Consider the following 17871-nt stretch of genomic DNA (forward strand, 5'->3'; position numbering starts at 1 on the left):
AAGGGGTACTACTGGTGCGGGCACTCGAAGCTTCCCTCTCCGATGTGCTCGGCTCCCCCGGAGTGGTCGGTGCCGCGCTCGTCGACGCCGTCACAGGTCTCGGCTACCAGGCCGCCGGGGACCACCGGCTGCTCGGGACCGGAGCCGAACTCGCCGAGCTGACCAACCTGATCGGCGAGCGGCTGTACGAGGCAGGGGCGGAGAGCGAGTTGGAGAGCCTGGTGGTCACCAGCACCCGCCATCACCAGGTCGTCCAGGTGGTGTCCCGGCAGGGCGACCCCCTGCTGCTGGCCACCGTGCTGGACCGGGAACGGACCAACCTGGCGCTGGCCGTCCGCCAGACCGCCGACAGTGCGCAGGACTTGCTGGCATGACCGACCGGTCCCACGACACGGCGCCACCCGCCATGCCCGCAGCTCCCACGACGCCGGCTCCGCCCACCGCGCGCAACGTGCCCGCGCTGCTGCTCGCGCTGCGCCGGACGGAGTTCACCGGCTCGGTCACCGTCTCCAGCGCACCGGGCGGCACGATCCACCTGGAGCAGGGACTGGTCGCCGCGATCGAGACCCCCGGGGCCCCGACCGCCGAGACCCTGCTGCTGAAGTCCCGGCGCGTCGGCGAGGAGGAATGGGCGTCCGCCGAGACGGCCGTGTCCGCAGGCCGGCCGGCCGACGCTCCCCCGACCTGGGGCGGCGACCTCGGCGCGGCTCTGGTGGCTCAGGGGTCGATCGGCGCCGGCGAGCTCGAAGCCGTCTGCGCCGCCGCCGCCTTCGACGGAGCCTTCGCCCTGGTGCTGAGCCCGCCCGGCAGTTGGGAGACGGTCGAGGCGGCGCCGCCTGCCAGGATCGCGCTGCGCCCGGGCATCGAGCCGGAGCGGCTCTTCGAGGAAACCGCCCGGCGGACGGCCCTGCTGACCCGCCTCTGGGGACCGCCCGGCGAACTGGCCCGCATCCGGATCCGTCCTGCCGCCCGGGCCGAGTCCGGCGCGCTGCGGATCCCGGTCCGCTACCAGGAGATCCTGGCCGCCGCCACCGGCCGCCGCACCGCGCGCGACCTCGGCTTCGCCCTGGGACGCGGTGTGTTCGCGGTGCTCCTCGACGTCGTACGGATGGACGCCCGGCACCTGCTCCACCGGGAACCGGAGCACCCGGCTGCCCTGGCCCCGAGCGTGGCCCCGCGCATGCCGACGAGCGAACCGCCGCCGGCCGACACCGGGCCGCTGCCGCGGCGCGTCCGCAGCGGACGCGGCGCGGGTGGTCCGGGCGGCCCCGGCGGCCTGCCCGCCCGATCCGAGGGAGCGGCGGCCGCTTCCGGCGGTCCACCGAACGCACACCGCGCCGAGCACACCGCGCGCACCGAGACGACCGAGCAGAGCGAGAAGAGCGCACCATGAGCAGCCAGACACCGACCGCCGTGCTGGTCGACGAGTTGAAGTCCCTCCGCGACCGGGTCATGGGCATCTCGGAGAGTGTCATCTCCACCACCGACGGCCTGTTGGTGGCCGCCGACACGGCCGCCGTCCACCCCGAGTCGGCCGCCGCCCTGTCGGCCGCCATGCTCGGCCTCGGCCGGCGCACCGCAGCCGAGGTCGGCGTGGGTGGCCTGCGCGACGTGGTCACCCGCTGCAACAGCGGCTACGTCGTGGTGCTGGCGATCGGGGAGCAGGCACTGCTGATGATCCTGGGGGACGAGGGCCTCGACGTCGCCGGCCTGCACCGCGAGTCGCCCGCCACGGTCCGCCGCCTGAGCGAGTTGCTCGGGATGGTCCCCGCGGTCTGAAGCTTGTTGCAGACGCCCGGGTGCGGGCAGGGCGGTGTTCGCTCTGGCCTGCTGGTTCAGGTGGTTCGGGCGAGGCTGTGCATGGGGGCGACGGCCTGCACCGCGTGGTGCAGGCCGTCGCCTTTCTGTCGGCGCCTTGTTTCCCGGCGTGGTGCGGACGGTGGAAAACCTTGCTGAAGCGCAGGGGGCGCGGGTCGGCGACGGCCGGCGGGGGCGGGCGTCGCGGCGGAGGGGGTGGCTCCGCCGCGAGCGCGTTCAGGCGGTGTGGTGCAGGTCCTTGGCGTAGTACGCGATGGCGCGGCGGTAGCGCCGCACGTCCGGGTCCTCGCTCGTGGTGGCGAGCAGGTCGAGCAGCAGGCTCATCGCGCCGTGGTGGTCGCCGACGTTGAACAGGGCCATGCCGAGGAAGGTGCGCAGGGCGCCGTCGTTCGGGTGGCGTTGGACGCCGGCGCGCAGCGTGTCGACCGCTTCGGGGTAGCGGCCCAGGACGCGGTAGGTGCTGCCGAGGCCGAGGAAGGCGCCGCGGTGGTCCTCCTCGGACAGGCCGGTGGTGGCGAGGCTGCGTTCGTAGAAGGCGACGGCCTCGGCTTCCAGGCCCATCCGGTCGTGGACGGATGCCGTGATGTAGGCGATCTCGGCGTCGTCCGGGAAGCGCGCGGACAGTTCCAGCAGGAGTGTCCGGGCTTCCTCGAAGCGCTCCTCGCCGCGCAGACGAGCGACTTCGGACAGGTCGGCTTCCTTGGTCTGTGTGCCCATGCACACATCGTCGCAGAGCCCGGGGCGGCTTCTCTCCAGGAGGGAAGGCGGGGGGAACGAAAGGGGAAGCGGTGTCCCGATGCTCGGCGCAGTTGCCGTGACCGGGAGGGCGGGCCCATGACAGAGGCGTCGGGCGGGGAGCGGGTGCTGGTGGGCCGCCATCCGCGTCTGCGGGTGAAGGCCAATCCTCGGCATGCTCCACCCGGCTCCGGCCGGTGCGGCGCCGGAGTTCGCGGCCGGGGTGGGGACCGTCCCCGCCTGATGTTCCCGGGCGCCGGGACCGTGACCAGTCGGCGTGCAGGCTGAACTCGACGGGCGCCGGACCTCGGACAGCGGACAGCAGGGCCCCGGTGGTGCCGGGGCCCTGCCGTGGCTGTGGATGTGGTTACGGCCGGGGGCGGCGGCGGGGCGGTGGGGGGAGGGCGGTGCGGTCGGCCTTGCCGTGGGCGGTGGTGGGGATCGCGGCGAGCGGGACGATGCGGGCGGGCACCATGTGCTCGGGCAGGTGGTCGGCGAGGTGGCCGCGGAGGGCGGTCTCGTCGAGCTGGTCCGGGGTGCCGTCGGCGGGGACGGCGTAGGCGACCAGGGTCCGGCCGTCGCGGAGGACCGCGACCGCGTTGCGGACCCGGGGGTGGCGGCGCAGGGTGGCCTCGATCTCGCCGAGTTCGACGCGCTGGCCGCGGATCTTCACCTGGGTGTCGATCCGGCCGAGGTGGTCGAGGTGGCCGTCGGGCGACCAGCGGGCCAGGTCCCCGGTGCGGTAGACCCGCTCGGTGCGGCCGGCGATCGGCAGTTCGACGAAGCGTTCGGCGGTGAGGTCCGGGCGGCCCGCGTAGCCGCGGGCCAGGGAGGGGCCGGCGAGCAGGAGTTCACCGGGGACGCCGACGGGGGCGAGGTCACCGGACTCGTCGACGACGTAGGCGCGGACGTTGGAGAGCGGACGGCCGATCGGCACCAGGTCCCCGTCCTCGTGCGGGCGGCAGGCCCAGCCGGTGACGTCGATGGTGGCCTCGGCGGGTCCGTACATGTTGTGCGCGGTGGCCTGCGGCAGGGCGGCGGTCAGGGTGTTGGCGAGTTGGGGCGGAAGGGCTTCACCGCCGCACAGCACCGTGCGGAGGGTGGTGCAGCGCTCGACTCCGGGCTCGGTGACGAACAGCGCGAGCATCGACGGGACGAAGTGCACCATGGTGACGCCGTGCCGCTGGATCAGCTCGACCAGGGCCTGCGGGTCGCGGTGGGCGTCCGGCGGCGCGACGGCCAGGGTGCCGCCCGCCAGGAAGGCGAGCAGGAGCTCCCAGAGGGAGACGTCGAAGGTGTACGGGGTCTTCTGCAGGAGGACGTCGGCGGGGCCGAGGCGGTGGCGGTCGAGCATCCCGGCGAGCCGGTTGGCGAGGGCGGCGTGGGTCAGTTCGACGCCCTTGGGCTCACCGGTGGAGCCGGAGGTGAAGATGACGCAGCAGAGGCCGTCGACGACGGCGGGCTCCGCGCGGTGGTGCCGCCAGTCGAGCGGGGCCGGGGCCGGGGCGGTGGTGGACGGTGCGCCGGTCAGCGGGAGGACCGGGACGGGGTGCCCGTCCGGAAGGGGTGGCGCGGTGGCGTCGGTGAGCAGCAGCGCCGCCCGGGTGGAGTGCAGCATGGTGCGGAGCCGGGCCGGCGGGTGCCGCGGGTCCAGCGGGACGTACGCGGCGCCGGAGAGCAGGATGCCGAGGACGGCGGTGACCAGGCCGGGGCCTCGGCGGGCGGAGAGGCCGACCAGCGCGCCGGGGCCGATGCCCCGGGCGGCGAGCCGGCCGGCCAGGGCGGCGGCGGCGTCCAGGAGCCGGCGGTAGGTGAGGCTGTCGTCCCCGTACCGCAGGGCGATCGCGTCGGGGGTGCGTGCGGCCTGCCGGCAGATCGCCTCGTGGACGGGGGTGCGCGGGGCGGGTGTCGGGTCGGGGTTGAAGCCGAGCAGGGTCGGCAGGTCGGTGCGGTCGCTCATCCGGCCACCGCCTGGGCGGCGATCGCGCGCGGGGTCGGGGACCCGGCGAGGGCGGCGATGTCGATGGGGGTGGCGAGTGCGCGCTGGACCTGGGAGATCATCCGGATGAAGAGCAGGGACTCCCCGCCGAGCGCGAAGAAGTCGGAGTCGGCGCCGACGTCGGGGACGCCCAGCAGGGTGCGCCAGATGGCGAGGACCTGGCCGAGCGGCGCGTCGACGGCGGAGACGGTGGAGGGGGAGGCGGAGGCGGAGGAAGGAGCGGAGCGGGCATCGGCGGGAGAAGCGGCGGGGGCGGCGTCGAGCCAGTGCCGGGTGGCGGCGAACGGGTGGGTGGGCAGGGCGGCCCGGTTGGCGGGGGCGCCGGCCCGGACGGCGGGCCAGTCCAGGTCGACGCCGTGCGCCCAGAGCTGCCCGAGGCCGCCGAGCAGATCGGCGCGCCGGGGCTGCAGGGCGACCATGGCGGCGTGCCGGGCCGCGGGGATCTGCCGGGCGCTGCCGATCAGTCCGGTGCCGGGACCGACCTCGACCAGGACCAGCCGGGAGCGGTCCGCGACGGCCTCCACCGCGTCCTGGTAGCGCACCGCGCTGCGCAGCTGCTCGGCCCAGTAGCCGGCCCGGCGGACGCCGCCCACCGGCAGCAGGCCGCCGTCGACGCTGCTGACCACCGGGACGGTGGCGGGGCGGGCCGGGACGTCCGCGGCGATGGCGCCGAGGGCGGTGGCGGCGTCGGCCATCATCCGGGAGTGGAAGGCGCGCCGGGCGGGCAGCGGCCGGTGCGGCACGCCGTCGGCCTCGAGCCGTTCGCGCAGTCGGCCGATCGGGGCGACGGGGCCGGAGACCACCACCACCTCGGGGGCGTTGAGCGAGGCGAGGTCCAGCTCGTCGAGGTCGGCGAGGTGGCGGCGGACCGTCGGTCCGTCGGCGAGGACGACGACCATCCGGCCCTCGGGGGCACGCTGCATCAGCGCCCCGCGTTCGACCACCAGCCGCAGCATTTCCTCCGGGGTGAGTTCCCCGGCGAGCGCGGCGGCGGCGAACTCGCCGACCGAGTGGCCGATCAGCGCGGCGGGCTTCACCCCGAGGGAGAGCAGCAGCCGGCCGAGCGCGTACTCGTGCAGGACGAGGGCGGGCTGGGTGAGGTCGGTGCGGTGGAGCAGTCCGTCCGGGTCGCTGCCGAGCAGCAGGTCGCGCAGGTCGACGCCGAGCAGGCCGTGGACGTGGTCGGCGCCCCGGTCGAGGTCGGCGGCGAATCCCGGGAAGCGGTGGTACGGCCAGGCGGACATGCCGGGGGCCTCGGCGCCCTGGCCGGGGAGGAGCAGGACCACCTCGGGTCGGCGCAGCGCGGTGCGGCGGGGAGCGACGGCCAGCGCCCGGGCGGCGGCGGCCGGGTCCCCGGCGACCACGGCGAGCCGGTGCGGGAAGTGCCGGCGGTGTTCGCGGCTCGTGGTGGCGGCGTCGCGCAGCGGCAGCCCGGGCCGCGCGTTCAGGTGGGCGGCGAGCCGTTCGGCGGCGGTCCGCAGGGCGTCGTCGCTGCGGGCGGAGAGCACCAGCAGTTCGGGGCCCGCCGGTGGTTCGGGGCCGTCGGCCGCGCGCACTGCGTCGGTGGACGCCGCCCCGGTGGACGCAGCCCCGGTGGGTGCCGCCTCGGCCGTCGGGGCCTCGGTGAGCACCACGTGCACGTTGGTACCGCCGAGGCCGAAGGAACTCACGGCGGCGCGGCGGGGCGTCCCGGGTGCGGCGGGCCAGTCGCGGGCGACCGTGTCCACGGTGAACGGACTTGCCGGGTCCAGCAGTTCGGCGCGCGGCTGCCGCACTCCGGCGAGTGGCGGGAGCTGCCGGGAACGCAGCGCGAGGACGGCCTTGATCAGCCCGGCCACCCCGGCGGCGGCCGACAGGTGCCCGATGTTCGCCTTGACCGAGCCGAGCGAGCAGCGGGCTCCGCCGGCCTTGAACACCTCGTGCAGCGCCGCGAGTTCGATCGCGTCGCCGACCTCGGTGGCGGTGCCGTGCGCCTCCAGGTAGCCGACGGTCGCCGGGTCGACACCGGCCCCGGCGTAGGCGCGGGCCAGGACGTCGACCTGGCCGGCCACGCCGGGAGCCGTGTAACCGACCTTGGCGGCGCCGTCGTTGTTGATCGCGGAGCCGGAGATCAGCGCGTGGATCAGGTCGCCGTCCCGGCGGGCGTCCTCGGCGCGTTTGAGCGCGACCACGCCGACGCCGCTGCCCGGCACCGTCCCGTTGGCGGCGGCGTCGAACGGCCGGCAGCTCCCGTCCGGCGACATGATGCCCTTGGGCTCGTACTGGTAGCCGGACTGCTGGGGGAGCGCGAGGTAGGCGCCGCCGGCCAGGGCGAGATCGCAGTCGCCGGTGCGCAGGCTCTGGCAGGCCAGGTGGACGGCGGTCAGCGAGGTCGAGCAGGCGCTCTGGACGGTGATCGCCGGGCCGCCGAGGCCCAGCCGGTACGCGATCCTGGTCGCCAGGTGGTCCTTCTCGTTGGCGAGCACCACGGAGAGCAGCCCGTCCGTCTCCAGCACGGCCGGGTCGGCGAGCACGTGCTGCTGGAGGTAGTAGTTGTAGCCGGTACCGGCGAACACGCCGACCCGGCCCGGCGGACCGTCGGTGATCAGGCCGCCGGACTCCAGGGCCTGCCAGGCGGTCTGCAGCAGCAGCCGCTGCTGCGGGTCCATCAGGTCGGCCTCGCGCGGCGGGATGCCGAAGAAGGCGGAGTCGAACAGCTCCGGGTCGGCGAGCGTGCCGCGCACCGGGACGTAGCCGGGCTCGTCCAGTTGCGCGGCGGGGACGCCGGCCGCGAGCAGCTCGGCGCGGTCGAGCCGGCTGACGCTGATCCGGCCGGCCACCAGGTTCGACCAGTACGCGTCCAGGTCGGCGGCGCCGGGGAACCGGCCGGCCATGCCGACGACGGCGATCTCCTGGCTCATCGCGGTCCTCCCGTGGTCGTCGCGCGCAGGTGGGCGGCCATGGTCCGCACGGTGGGGAAGCGGTAGAGGTCGGTCAGCGGGATCGGGCGGCCGTCCAGCTGCTCCTGGAGCCGGCGGCGGACCAGGGCGATGCCCAGCGAGTCGCCGCCGACGTCGAAGAAGCCCTCGTCGGTGTCGAAGTCATCGGTGCCGAGCACTCCGGCCCAGACCTTGGAGATCAGCTCCTCCAGATCGCCGACCGGGCCGGCGGACGTGGCGGCGGTGGCGGCAGCGGTCGGGGCGGAGGGGCCGGCGGGGGCGGACAGCGCCCCGAGGGCGCGCAGGTCGACCTTGCCGTTGCGGTCCAGCGGGAAGGCGTCCACCGCGAGCCAGCGCTGCGGGCGCTCGTACGGGGCGAGCCCGGGTTCGACGGCGGCGCGGATCCCGGCGAGCAGGTCGGCGGGTGCCTTGACGGCCGCGCACAGCCGCTCGGCGGCGACGAACACCACGGCGTCCAGGACGCCGGGCCGCTCGCGGATCCGGCGCTCCACGTCGACCGGTTCGACCCGGTGGCCGGCGATCTTCACCTGCCGGTCGGCGCGGCCGAGGAAGCGCAGCCGCCCGTCGGCGCCCCAGCGGACCAGGTCGCCGGTGCGGTACTCGCGCTCGCCGGAGCGTCCGCCGGAGCGCTCGCCGGAGCGTTCGGTGAACGCCGCGGCGGTGCGCCGCGGGTCGCCGAGGTAGCCGTCGGCGAGCCCGGCGCCGCTGGCGCGCAGTTCGCCGACGGCGCCGGGCGGTACGGGGCGGCCGGCGTCGTCGGTGATCCGCACGCCGGTGCCGCACACCGGTGAGCCGATCGGGAACGGGTCGGGCACCTCGTGGGCGCCGTCGGCGTGGAAGACGGTGGTGAAGGTGGTGTTCTCGGTCGGCCCGTAGCCGTTGGTGATCCGCAGCCGGCCGCACCGCCGCAGCACCCGGCGGACGTGGTCGGGTGAGACCACGCCGCCGCCGGTGAACAGCTGGCGCAGGCCCGCGAACGCCTCCGGCCGGTGGTCGGCGACCAGGTGGAACAGGCCGGAGGTGAGCCAGGCGTGGGTGGTCCGGGAGGCGGGGAGGAAGTCGGCCAGGCCGCCGGGCGTGGGTTCGCCGGGCGGGTGCACGACCACCGTGCCGCCGGCGGCGAGCGGTACCAGCAGCTCCAGGGTGGAGGCGTCGAACGCCAGCGGGGAGAGCCGCAGCATCCGCGCCCCGGCCGGGTGGGCGAACAGCTGCCCGTCGTCGGCCAGCCGCAGCACCGCCCGGTGCGGGACCACGATGCCCTTGGGCTCGCCGGTGGTGCCGGAGGTGAAGGAGATGTACGCGGCCGCGCCGGGCCCGGCCGGTCCGCCGGTCCGCGGCGGGGCGGGCGCGGTGTCCGCCGCGAGGCCGGCCGACGGGCAGCGGGGGACGGCGGCGAGGGCCGGGTCGTCCGGGGCGCCCCCGATGCGGGCGGTCGGGGCGACGGCCTCGGCGATGCGGGCACGGCGGTCGGCGGGAACGCCGGGGTCGACGGCGACATAGGTGGCGGGCAGGCTCAGGACGCCGAGCACGGCGACGGCCTCGGCGGCCGAGCGGGGCAGCTCCAGCACCACTCGGTCGCCGGGCCGGACGCCGAGGGCGCGCAGCCGGTCGGCCTGCGCGAGGGCCAGATCGAGGAGCTGGCGGTACGTCAGAACCGTTCCGCTGTGCGGATCGTCGACGGCCACCGCGTCGGGCCGGCGCCCGGCCTGCCGCTCGAACCGGGTCCAAAGGTCCTCTTCCCCGGTGAACTCGCTGCCCCGGCCGAGCTGTTGGAGCCTGAGCCGCTGCCCGTCGGAGATGCCGGTGACCTCGCCGAGCGGGGCGTCCGGCCGGGCGGCGAGTTCGGCGAGGACGGTCCGGAAGGACTCGGCGAGTTCGCCGACGTCGGCCGCGTCCTGCGCCGAACTCGCGTACTCCAGGGCCAGCCTGGGCCGCCGCGACCAGTCCTGGACGAACAGCACGGCGTCGAAGACGGAGCCGTGGCAGTGGCCCTCGTGCACCCGCCACTCGCCCTCGGCGGTGTCGAAGCGGTCCGGGACCAGGTCGTGGTGGGCGGCGAAGCCGAGCTGGGCGACCGGGTTGCGGGCGGCGTCGACCTCGCCGGCGAGCGCGTCGACCACCCGGGCGAAGGGCAGGTCGGCGTCGCTGACGGCTTCGGCGAGCGCGGCCGCGGTGGCGCGTACGTAGGCGGTGCCCGGCTGCCGGTCGTCGATCCGGCAGCGGACCGGGACGATCCGGGTGCACAGGCCGATGAGGTCGGCCATGCCGGCCTCGGACCGGCCGGCGGCGGCCACGCCGAGCAGCAGGTCCGAGGTCCGGGCACGGCGGGCGGCGGCCAGGGCCCAGGCGGCGAGCAGGACGGCGGTGACGGTGGTCCGGGCGCGGCGGGCGAGCCCGTCCACGTCCTCGGCGACGGCGGGCTCCAGGTCGAAGACCAGCCGTTCGCCGCGCCCGTCGGCCTCCTCCGCGCGGGGGCGGTCGGTGGGCAGGGTGGCGACCAGCGGGGCGCCGGCCAGCCGGGCGGTCACCCGTTCGGTGGCGGCGGCGAGTTCGCCGGCGGCGTCCTTGGCGGCGAGCCGGGTGGCGGTCCATTCGGGGGACGGCCCGGCGGCGGGCAGCGCGCCGGGTCCGTCCTGGTGGAGGCGGGCGAACTCGCGCCAGAGCACGCCGATGCTCCAGCCGTCGGCCAGCGCGTGGTGCAGCAGCACGGTGAGCAGGGTCCGGTCCCCGGCGTCGGTGCGCACGAACACCACCGGCGGCTGCTCGAAGGGGCGCAGCAGTTCGGCGGCGCGCCGCCCGTACAGCTCGTGCACGGCCCGGACCGGGTCCGTGCCGGCGGGCAGGCGCTGGTGCAGCAGCCGCGGGCTGTGCCCGGGGGGCAGGACGGTCCGGCGGGCGCCCCGGCCGTGCTCGCTGAACAGGGTGCGCAGCGACTCGTGCCGGGCGGTGAGCGCGCGCAGCGCGGCCTCGGTGCGGTCGGGGTCCAGCCCGCCCGGCGGCTGCAGCGTGAACATCAGGTGGTACGACTGGTCGTGGCCGGCCAGATGAGCGGCCAGCATGGCCTTCTGGCCGGGCAGCAGCTCCCGGTCGAGCGCCTCGGCGGCCGGCTCGCGCGGGGCGGGCTCGGTGCGGACGTAGTCCGTCGCCCCGGCCAGTGCCTCGGCCAGCGGGAGCGCCCCGAGCAGCCGGGCGACCTCGACGTCCCTGGCCAGTTCGCGCTGGCCGCCCGCGGTGAGCGCGATCGCCTGCAGTGAGGTGCCGCCCAGGGCGGTGAAGGACTCCCGCGAGGACCGGTCCGCGACCTCCTCGGCCGGAAGGCCGAGGAGGTGGGCGATCAGGGGGGTCCACTCGGCGAGCGGGCCGACCTGCACGGTCATGCCCGGCCGCCTTCGGACACCCGCTCCGGCCCGGCCTTCTCGGCGACGGCCAGCAGGTCGCCGAACCGCGGGTTCTCCAGCACGTGGTTGAGCTCGACGGCGATGCCGAGCTCCTGGCGGGCCAGCATGGACAGCCGCAGGGCGCTGAGCGAGTGCCCGCCGAGGTCGAAGAAGTCGTCGTCCTGGTCGACGGCGTCCACGCCCAGGACCTCCATCCAGATCTGTTCGAACTCGGTGGCCAACGCGGTCTCCCGGTGCTCGCTCATCACAGGTGCCTCTCCTTGGCCGTGGGCGGGATGTCGAGGTAGTGGCGGGTCGGGGCGAAGGGGTAGCCGGGGGCGGGGACCCGGCGCAGGCCCCGGTCGAGCTCGGGGTCCCAGGGGCCGCCGATGCCCATCTCCCAGAGCAGGCCGACCGAGGCGAGCAGCCAGTCGTAGCCGTTCGACACCGGTGGCGGCTCGACGTCGAGACGGGGCAGCACCTGGGTGCCGATCTCCAGCCAGGCGGCCGGGGAGGGCCCGGCGGCGGGCGGGGCGAAGCTCCGGTCGTGCTCCTCGTGCAGCCGGGCCGCCCAGTAGCCGGGGTCGGCGGCCTGCGCGGAACCGATCGCGGTGCCGTCCGGGGTGTACAGCGGGACGGTCGGCTCGGCGCAGCGCAGGCCGTCGGCGGGCCGGCCGAGGGTCAGGCCGATCGCGTCGGTGAAGTCCAGCACACCGGCGGCGCAGGCCGCGGCGAGGGCGCCGACGCCCTGGCCGACCAGCGCGGACGGGCGGACACCGCGCCGCCGCAGGGCGTCGATCCAGGCCAGGGCGACGGCGAAGCGACCGGCCAGCTCCCGGGTCTCCAGGTCCGGAACGCCGTCCACGGTGCGCAGTTCGGCGTAGCCCCGGTCGACGATCTGCCGGAAGTGCGGGTCCAGGTTGTAGGTGTGCGTGCTTCCGGGCAGCCGTCCGCCGCCGGTCAGGAAGTAGCCGGCGCCGCGCTCGGCCTGCACCGCGGTGGCCCGGCGCACCGGGCGCAGCGGCTTGAACTCCTCGTCGGGCGTGCGGATCAGGCAGCCGCGCCAGGGCAGCTCGGCCCGGCCGGTGCGCAGGGTGTAGCCGAGGTCGGGCAGGTCCGCGGCCGGCAGGCCGGCCAGGTGCCCGTTGATCCGGGCGAGGCTCTGCGTGGCGGCCTCCTCGGTCTTGGCGGAGACCAGCAGCAGTTCGCTGCCCTCCCGGCGCCTCGGCCCGCTGCGGTGGACCGGCGGGGCCTCCTCCAGTACGACGTGGGTGTTGGTGCCGCCGATGCCGAAGGAGCTGACGCCGGCCCGGCGCACGCCGTCGATGGCCGGCCACTCGTGCGCCTCGGTGGGCACGTACAGCACCGACTTGTCGAGCCCCAGGGCGGGGTTGGCCTCGGTGAACCGGGCGACCGGCGGAATGGTGCGGTTCTTCAGGGCGAGGACGGTCTTGACCACGCCGACCACGCCGGCCGCGGTGTCCAGGTGGCCCATGATCGACTTGAGCGCGCCGAGGGCGACGGGCTGCCGGTCCGGGCGGTCGGTGTCGAAGACGGTGCGCAGCGCGGAGACCTCGATCGGGTCGCCCAGGACGGTGCCGGTGCCGTGCGCCTCGACCAGGCCGATGGCGTCCGGTTCGAGGCCGGCGACGGCCAGCGCCGTGCGGACGGCGGTGGCCTGGCCCTCCGGTCCGGGGGCGGTGAAGCCCGCCTTGCGGGCGCCGTCGTTGACGGCCGCGGTGCCGGCGATCACCGCGTGCACGGTGTCGTTGTCCCGGATCGCGTCCTCCAGCCGCTTGAGCACCAGGATGGCGCCGCCGTCGGCGTCCACCGTGCCCTGGGCCTGGCTGTCGAAGGTCCGGCAGCGGCCGTCGGGGGAGAAGATCCCGCCGGGCTCGTGGAAGTGGCCGCGCCGGGTGGGCGGCCCCACCGAGGCGGCGCCGGCCAGCGCGATGTCGGCCTCGTGGGTGAGCAGGCTCTGCACCGCCAGGTGGACCGCGACCAGCGAGGTGGAGCAGGCGGTCTGCACGGTGAACGCGGTGCCCTGCAGGTTGAGCTTGTAGGCGATCCGGGTGGCGGCGAAGTCCTTGTCGCTGGAGACCAGGATCTGCAGGCCGCCGGCGGACTTCACCGCGCGGGCGTTGGGCCACAGGATGTCCAGCAGGTAGACGTTCAGGCCGGTGCCGACGTGCACGGCGATCCGGTTGCCGTCCGGGGCGATCGGCGGGTGGCCGGCGTGCTCCAGGGCGCTCCAGGCGCACTCCAGCAGCACCCGCTGCTGCGGGTCCATCAGGACGCAGTCCTGCGGGGAGTAGCCGAACAGCCGGCCGTCGAAGCAGTCGTAGTCGTCCAGCACCGAGCGGGCCGGGACGAAGTCCGGGTGGTCGATCACCTCGTCCGGGTAGCCCCAGCTGCTCAGCTGCTCGCGGTCGAAGAAGCTCATCGCCTCCACGCCGTGCTCGATGTTGTGCCAGAAGCGGTCCAGGTCCCGGCCGGCGCCGGGTAGCCGGATCCCCATCCCGATGATGGCGATCCGGTCCTGCCCCAGGTCGTCAGGCATGCTCGTCCCCTCTCATCAGTCGACGCCGGCGGGCGAGCTGTTCGCGGCCCTGCCGGCGCTGTGCGAGCCGTTGGTCGACGACGGGTGCGGTCGCCTCCGGCCGGAAGTGGGCGGCGCAGGCCGCCGCCGTGCTGAAGCGGAAGAGGTCGGTCACCGAGATCTCCAGGCCGATCTCCGCCATCCGCTGTTGCACCGTGATCAGGGCGAAGCTGTGCCCGCCCACGTCGAAGAAGTTGTCGCCGGGCTCCAGGTCGGGCCGGCGCAGCACCTCGGCCCAGAGCGCCCGGATCCGCTCGGTCAGCGAGTCGCCGCCGGACCGCACCGGTACGGGCGCGGCCGGTGGCGCGGTGCGCTCGGCCAGCAGCCGGCGGGTGTCGACCTTGCCATTGGCGTTCAGCGGGATCCGCTCCACCGGGACGATCCGTGAGGGCACCATGTAGCCGGGCAGTTCCTCGCGGACCAGGGCGCGCAGCTCGCGCTCGCCGCCGGCGCCGGGGTCGGCGACCACGAAGGCGAGCAGTTCGTCGCCCTCGGCGGCGGCCACGCAGGAGCGCACGCCGGACTGGCGCAGGAACGCGGCCTCCACGTCGGCCGGTTCGACCCGGTAGCCGCGGACCTTGACCTGGTCGTCCTCCCGGCCGAGGTGGACCAGCCGGCCGTCGGGTGCCCACTTGGCGAGGTCGCCGGTCCGGTACAGGGTGCCGGGGGCGTACGGGTCGGGGCCGAAGCGCTCGGCGGTCAGCTCGGGCCTGCCGAGGTATCCGGCGGCGACCAGGTCGCCGCCGACGTACAGCTCGCCGGGCACGTTGACCCCGGTCGGCCGCCCGCGGGCGTCCAGGACGTAGCAGCGGGCGGAGGGCAGCGGCACCCCGATGTCGCCCTCCCGCACCCCGCCGAGGCCGGCGGCCGGGACCTGGGCGATGGTCACGTGGATGGTGCCCTCGGTGATCCCGTACATGTTGACGAAGACCGCGGCCAGCCGCTCCGGGTCGACCAGCGAGGCCAGCCGGGACCAGCTGAGCGCCTCGCCCGCCAGCACCACGTACCGCACCGGGGACTTGCCGGGGCCGAGGGTGTCGAAGAACGGCGGCAGCACCCGGTACAGGGCGCCGGGGGTGAGGCTGAGCACCGTCACCTGCTCGGCGTGCACCAGCCGGGCCAGGCGCGGCGGGTCGACCAGGTCGGCCTGGTCGGCGATCACCAGCCGGGCGCCGGAGGAGAGCGCTCCCCACATCTCCCAGACCGAGACGTCGAAGGAGAAGGAGTGGGCGCCCAGCCAGCGGTCCTCGGGGCCGGTCTCCAGGCCGGCCGGGGTCGGGTCGCAGAGCGCGTCCAGGCCGCGGTGGCGGACCATCACGCCCTTGGGCACGCCGGTCGAGCCGGAGGTGTGGATGAGGTACGCGAGGTCGTCCGGGTCGGGCAGGACCTCGGGCGCGGGCCGCGGGCCGTCCAGTGTGCGGGCGTCCAGCAGGGTCCGCTGCCCGGCCAGCCCGCCGGCCTGGCCGAGGGTGTCCGGCTCGACCAGCAGGACGGCGGGCTCGGCGCTCGCCAGGATCAGTTCCAGCCGCTGCTTGGGGTACTCGGGGTCGAGCGGCACGTACACCCCGCCGGCCTTCCACACGCCGAGGATCGCGGCGACCACGGCCGGCGAGCGGCCCAGCAGCAGGCCCACCCGCTCGCCGCGGGCGAGGCCGGTGCCGGCCAGCCCGGCGGCGATCCGGTCGGACCAGCGCTCCAGCTCGCCGTACGTCACCCGGTCGCCCCGGTGCACCAGCGCCACGGCGTCCGGGGTGCGGGCGGCATGGCCGCGGAACGCGCCCAGCACGGAGGGGTGTTCGGCGCGCCGCTCGGGAACGGGCGGGTTCCACCCGAGGGTGAGCCGGTGGTGCTCCTGCGGGGAGACCGGGCCGGGCTCGCCGTCGGAGACCACCGCGGCCAGCAGGGTGTGGTACTGCTCCAGCAGCCCTTCCGCGGTGGCCGGTTCGAACAGCTCGGTGGAGAACTCGGCGCGCAGGAACGGCGCCCGGGTGGAGACGTCCACGGTCAGTGCGAGGTCGAACTTGGCGGCCTCGATCTCGACGTCCACCTCGGTGGTCCGCAGCGCGGCGAACTCCGGCACGGTAAAGCTGAAGTTCTGCACCGTCAGCATGGTCTGGAACAGCGGGGCGTGGCTGAGCTGCCGCTCCTCCCCGACGGCCTGCACGATCTGCTCGAACGGCACGTCCTGGTTGCCGAGCGCGGTCAGCGCGGTGCGCCAGGTGCGGGCGGTCAGCTCGGCGAAGTCCGGGTCTCCGGACAGGTCGACCCTGATCGGCAGGGTGTTGACCAGGCAGCCGACCAGCCGCTCCTCGGCCTCGTCCAGCCGGTTGGCCACCGGGACGCCGATCACCACCTCCTGCTGACGGGCGTAACCGGCCAGCAGCTTGGCGTACGCCGTGAGCGTCACGCCGAACAGGGTGGTGCCGCGCTCCTTGGCCCAGGCGGTGAGCCGGGCGACCAGCTCCGGGTCGAGGGGGCGGCGCAGCACCGCGCCGGCGAAGCTCAAGACGCTCGGCCGGGGGTGGTCGGTGTGCAGGGTCAACTGCGGTGCACCGATGAGTAGTTGGCGCCAGTTCTCGAGCCGGCGGGTGTTCTTCGACCAGAGCGCGCGCTGCGCCTCGGCGTAGTCCAGGTAGCTGGGTCCGGCCGGTGCGCCCGCGCCGGTGTTGTACTCCTCGGCCAGGTCGTCCAGCAGCAGGCCCACCGCCCAGCCGTCGCAGGCGATGTGGTGCACCAGCACCACCAGGGCGTGCCGTTCCCGGTCCCAGGAGACGAGGTGGGCGCGCAGCACCCGGCCGCCGGCCAGGTCGAACGGGCGGGCGGCCTCGGCGGCCACCAGCTCGCGCAGCTGGGCGTCCTGCCCGGCGCGCTCGGCGGGGCCGCCGTCCAGCAGGGTGATCTCCGGCTCGGCGTCCTCGACCACGCGCTGGACCAACTCGCCGTCCCGCAGCGCGAATCCGGTGCGCAGGACCTCGTGCTTGGCGGCCACCCGGCGCAGCGCTGCGCCCAGGGCCGCGCGGTCGAGCCCGCCCTCCATGCGCAGGGCGAACGCCACCACGTAGGCGGGGTTGCCCGGCTGGAGCTCGTTGAGGAAGTAGAAGCGCTCCTGGGCGAAGGACGCGCGTGCGGTGCGGGTCATACCGACTCCTCCGTCTCCACCGCGGCCTGCGGGCCGGCGGCGGCCATCGCCTCGGCGCTGCGCCGGGCGGCCGGTCCGATCAGCAGCGCGGCGGCTGCCACCAGCGCGGCGACCGCCGCCCAGCCCCAGAAGCCCTGGGCGATGACCAGGCCGGAGAGCAGCACCGGGCCGGCCACGTTCTGGGTCGCCACGTGCAGGTCGAAGGTGCCCAGGTACTCGCCCTCGGCGTGTTTGGGGGCGAGCCCCAGCGCCAGGCCCCAGGCGGAGGCGGACTGCATCACCTCGGCCACCGACAGGGCCAGGACGGCGGCGACGATCGCGGCCACCGCCAGCGCGGTGTGGTGCCAGACGGCGGTCAGCGACACCGCGAGGCAGCCGGCCGCGATCCACAGGCCGGCCCTGCGGCCGATGGCGGCGGCGCCGGGCAGTGTCTCGGCGCCCTTGCTGGCCCGGACCTGGAAGAGGATCACGAAGCCGGTGTTGATCACCAGCAGCAGCGGGACCAGGAACGGCCGCACCTCGGTCCGGTTGACCGTCCACAGCGGCAGCACCACCATCAGCAGGCTGATGTGCGAGGCGAGCAGCGCGGACAGTCCGACGACGCTCAGGTAGCGCAGGTCGCGGATGGCGCCGAACCGGCGGGGGCGGCGGGCGGCGGGGACGGGTGCGCCGACCGGCAGCCGGGTCGCCAGGGCCGCCGCGGCGCCGAGCAGCACCGCCGAGCCGACCGGGATCAGCACCAGCAGCCGCGAACTGAGCGCGGCGAGCGCGGCGATCCCGATGCCGACGCTGAAGCCGATGTTCAGCATCGAGCGCATCATGGCGTTCAGCCGGACCCGCTCCCCGTCCGGGACGAGGGTGGCGACCATGGCGCTCTCGGTCGGGCCGGTGCCGTAGTCGAGGAAGGCGATCAGCACCACCAGGGCGTAGAACTCCGCCGCGTTGGAGACCACCGAGTACAGGCCGAACCCGACCGCGACCGCCGCGAACAGCACGCACAGCAGGGTGCGCTTGGGCATCCGGTCGGCGATCATGCCGAACAGCACCGAGGAGACCAGTCCCGCGAAGCCGGCCGCGGACAGGCCGATGCCGACCTGGCCGGCGGACAGTCCGACGTGCAGGGTGAAGTAGACGACGCTGCCGCTGAGGAACACGCCCTTGCCGGCGGCTCCGGCGAAGCGGATGGCCAGCAGGCGGCGGCGCAGCGGGTCGGCGGGGATCAGCCGGGCGAGCCGGCCGGCGGGCACCGTGTCGTTCCCGCTCAC

Annotated in this window: 11 protein-coding genes; 3 read left to right on the forward strand and 8 right to left on the reverse strand. The window is 75.5% G+C overall.

What is annotated here, in order from left to right; all coding sequences use genetic code 11:
• Positions 1-14: 14 nt before the first annotated feature.
• From ABZW10_RS14715 to ABZW10_RS14725, 3 genes are read left to right on the forward strand one after another with little or no spacing between them, the layout of a single operon-like run.
• A complete protein-coding gene (locus tag ABZW10_RS14715; RefSeq protein WP_355364270.1) occupies positions 15-374 on the forward strand; it encodes a hypothetical protein in 360 nt (119 codons plus the stop codon).
• On the forward strand, positions 371-1393 hold the full coding sequence (locus tag ABZW10_RS14720) for a hypothetical protein (protein ID WP_355364273.1): 1023 nt from the start codon (positions 371-373) through the stop codon (positions 1391-1393). Before ABZW10_RS14715 ends, ABZW10_RS14720 begins: the two co-directional genes overlap by 4 nt.
• On the forward strand, positions 1390-1779 hold the full coding sequence (locus tag ABZW10_RS14725; RefSeq protein WP_063350516.1) for a roadblock/LC7 domain-containing protein: 390 nt from the start codon (positions 1390-1392) through the stop codon (positions 1777-1779). The genes ABZW10_RS14720 and ABZW10_RS14725 overlap by 4 nt, the downstream gene beginning before the upstream one ends.
• Positions 1780-2034: 255 nt before the next feature.
• On the opposite strand, the gene ABZW10_RS14730 is transcribed toward ABZW10_RS14725, so the two are convergent.
• The 8 genes from ABZW10_RS14730 to ABZW10_RS14765 all read right to left on the reverse strand — a co-directional run bounded on the left by ABZW10_RS14730 (position 2035) and on the right by ABZW10_RS14765 (position 17871).
• The gene (locus ABZW10_RS14730) at positions 2035-2535 is read right to left on the reverse strand and encodes a tetratricopeptide repeat protein (protein ID WP_355364278.1); all 501 of its coding nucleotides are present in this window, start codon (positions 2533-2535) and stop codon (positions 2035-2037) included.
• A 385-nt stretch (positions 2536-2920) separates the two neighbouring features.
• Positions 2921-4513, reverse strand: a complete 1593-nt coding sequence (locus tag ABZW10_RS14735) for an amino acid adenylation domain-containing protein (RefSeq protein WP_355364281.1) — start codon at positions 4511-4513, stop codon at positions 2921-2923.
• Positions 4510-7452 carry a beta-ketoacyl synthase N-terminal-like domain-containing protein gene (locus ABZW10_RS14740; protein WP_355364284.1) on the reverse strand — a complete coding sequence of 981 codons (2943 nt, stop codon included), beginning with the start codon at positions 7450-7452 and terminating at the stop codon, positions 4510-4512. Before ABZW10_RS14740 ends, ABZW10_RS14735 begins: the two co-directional genes overlap by 4 nt.
• Positions 7449-10868, reverse strand: a complete 3420-nt coding sequence (locus tag ABZW10_RS14745) for an amino acid adenylation domain-containing protein (protein WP_355364287.1) — start codon at positions 10866-10868, stop codon at positions 7449-7451. Before ABZW10_RS14745 ends, ABZW10_RS14740 begins: the two co-directional genes overlap by 4 nt.
• Positions 10865-11134 carry a phosphopantetheine-binding protein gene (locus ABZW10_RS14750; RefSeq protein ID WP_355364290.1) on the reverse strand — a complete coding sequence of 90 codons (270 nt, stop codon included), beginning with the start codon at positions 11132-11134 and terminating at the stop codon, positions 10865-10867. Before ABZW10_RS14750 ends, ABZW10_RS14745 begins: the two co-directional genes overlap by 4 nt.
• The gene (locus ABZW10_RS14755; RefSeq protein ID WP_355364293.1) at positions 11134-13428 is read right to left on the reverse strand and encodes a beta-ketoacyl synthase N-terminal-like domain-containing protein; all 2295 of its coding nucleotides are present in this window, start codon (positions 13426-13428) and stop codon (positions 11134-11136) included. The genes ABZW10_RS14750 and ABZW10_RS14755 overlap by 1 nt, the downstream gene beginning before the upstream one ends.
• Positions 13421-16606 (reverse strand): amino acid adenylation domain-containing protein, encoded by a 3186-nt coding sequence (locus tag ABZW10_RS14760; protein WP_355364296.1) that lies wholly within the window; start codon positions 16604-16606, stop codon positions 13421-13423. Before ABZW10_RS14760 ends, ABZW10_RS14755 begins: the two co-directional genes overlap by 8 nt.
• Complete coding sequence (locus ABZW10_RS14765; RefSeq protein WP_355364299.1) at positions 16603-17871, reverse strand: MFS transporter; 1269 nt, start codon at positions 17869-17871, stop codon at positions 16603-16605. The genes ABZW10_RS14760 and ABZW10_RS14765 overlap by 4 nt, the downstream gene beginning before the upstream one ends.

The organism is Kitasatospora sp. NPDC004723, from assembly GCF_040609255.1.
Taxonomy (GTDB): domain Bacteria; phylum Actinomycetota; class Actinomycetes; order Streptomycetales; family Streptomycetaceae; genus Kitasatospora.

Coding starts and splice junctions, on each gene's coding strand:
- ABZW10_RS14720 (WP_355364273.1), top strand. CDS start 371: ATGACCGACCGGTCCCACGACACGGCGCCACCCGCCATGCCCGCAGCT.
- ABZW10_RS14725 (WP_063350516.1), top strand. CDS start 1,390: ATGAGCAGCCAGACACCGACCGCCGTGCTGGTCGACGAGTTGAAGTCC.
- ABZW10_RS14730 (WP_355364278.1), bottom strand. CDS start 2,535: ATGGGCACACAGACCAAGGAAGCCGACCTGTCCGAAGTCGCTCGTCTG.
- ABZW10_RS14735 (WP_355364281.1), bottom strand. CDS start 4,513: ATGAGCGACCGCACCGACCTGCCGACCCTGCTCGGCTTCAACCCCGAC.
- ABZW10_RS14740 (WP_355364284.1), bottom strand. CDS start 7,452: ATGAGCCAGGAGATCGCCGTCGTCGGCATGGCCGGCCGGTTCCCCGGC.
- ABZW10_RS14745 (WP_355364287.1), bottom strand. CDS start 10,868: ATGACCGTGCAGGTCGGCCCGCTCGCCGAGTGGACCCCCCTGATCGCC.
- ABZW10_RS14750 (WP_355364290.1), bottom strand. CDS start 11,134: ATGAGCGAGCACCGGGAGACCGCGTTGGCCACCGAGTTCGAACAGATC.
- ABZW10_RS14755 (WP_355364293.1), bottom strand. CDS start 13,428: ATGCCTGACGACCTGGGGCAGGACCGGATCGCCATCATCGGGATGGGG.
- ABZW10_RS14760 (WP_355364296.1), bottom strand. CDS start 16,606: ATGACCCGCACCGCACGCGCGTCCTTCGCCCAGGAGCGCTTCTACTTC.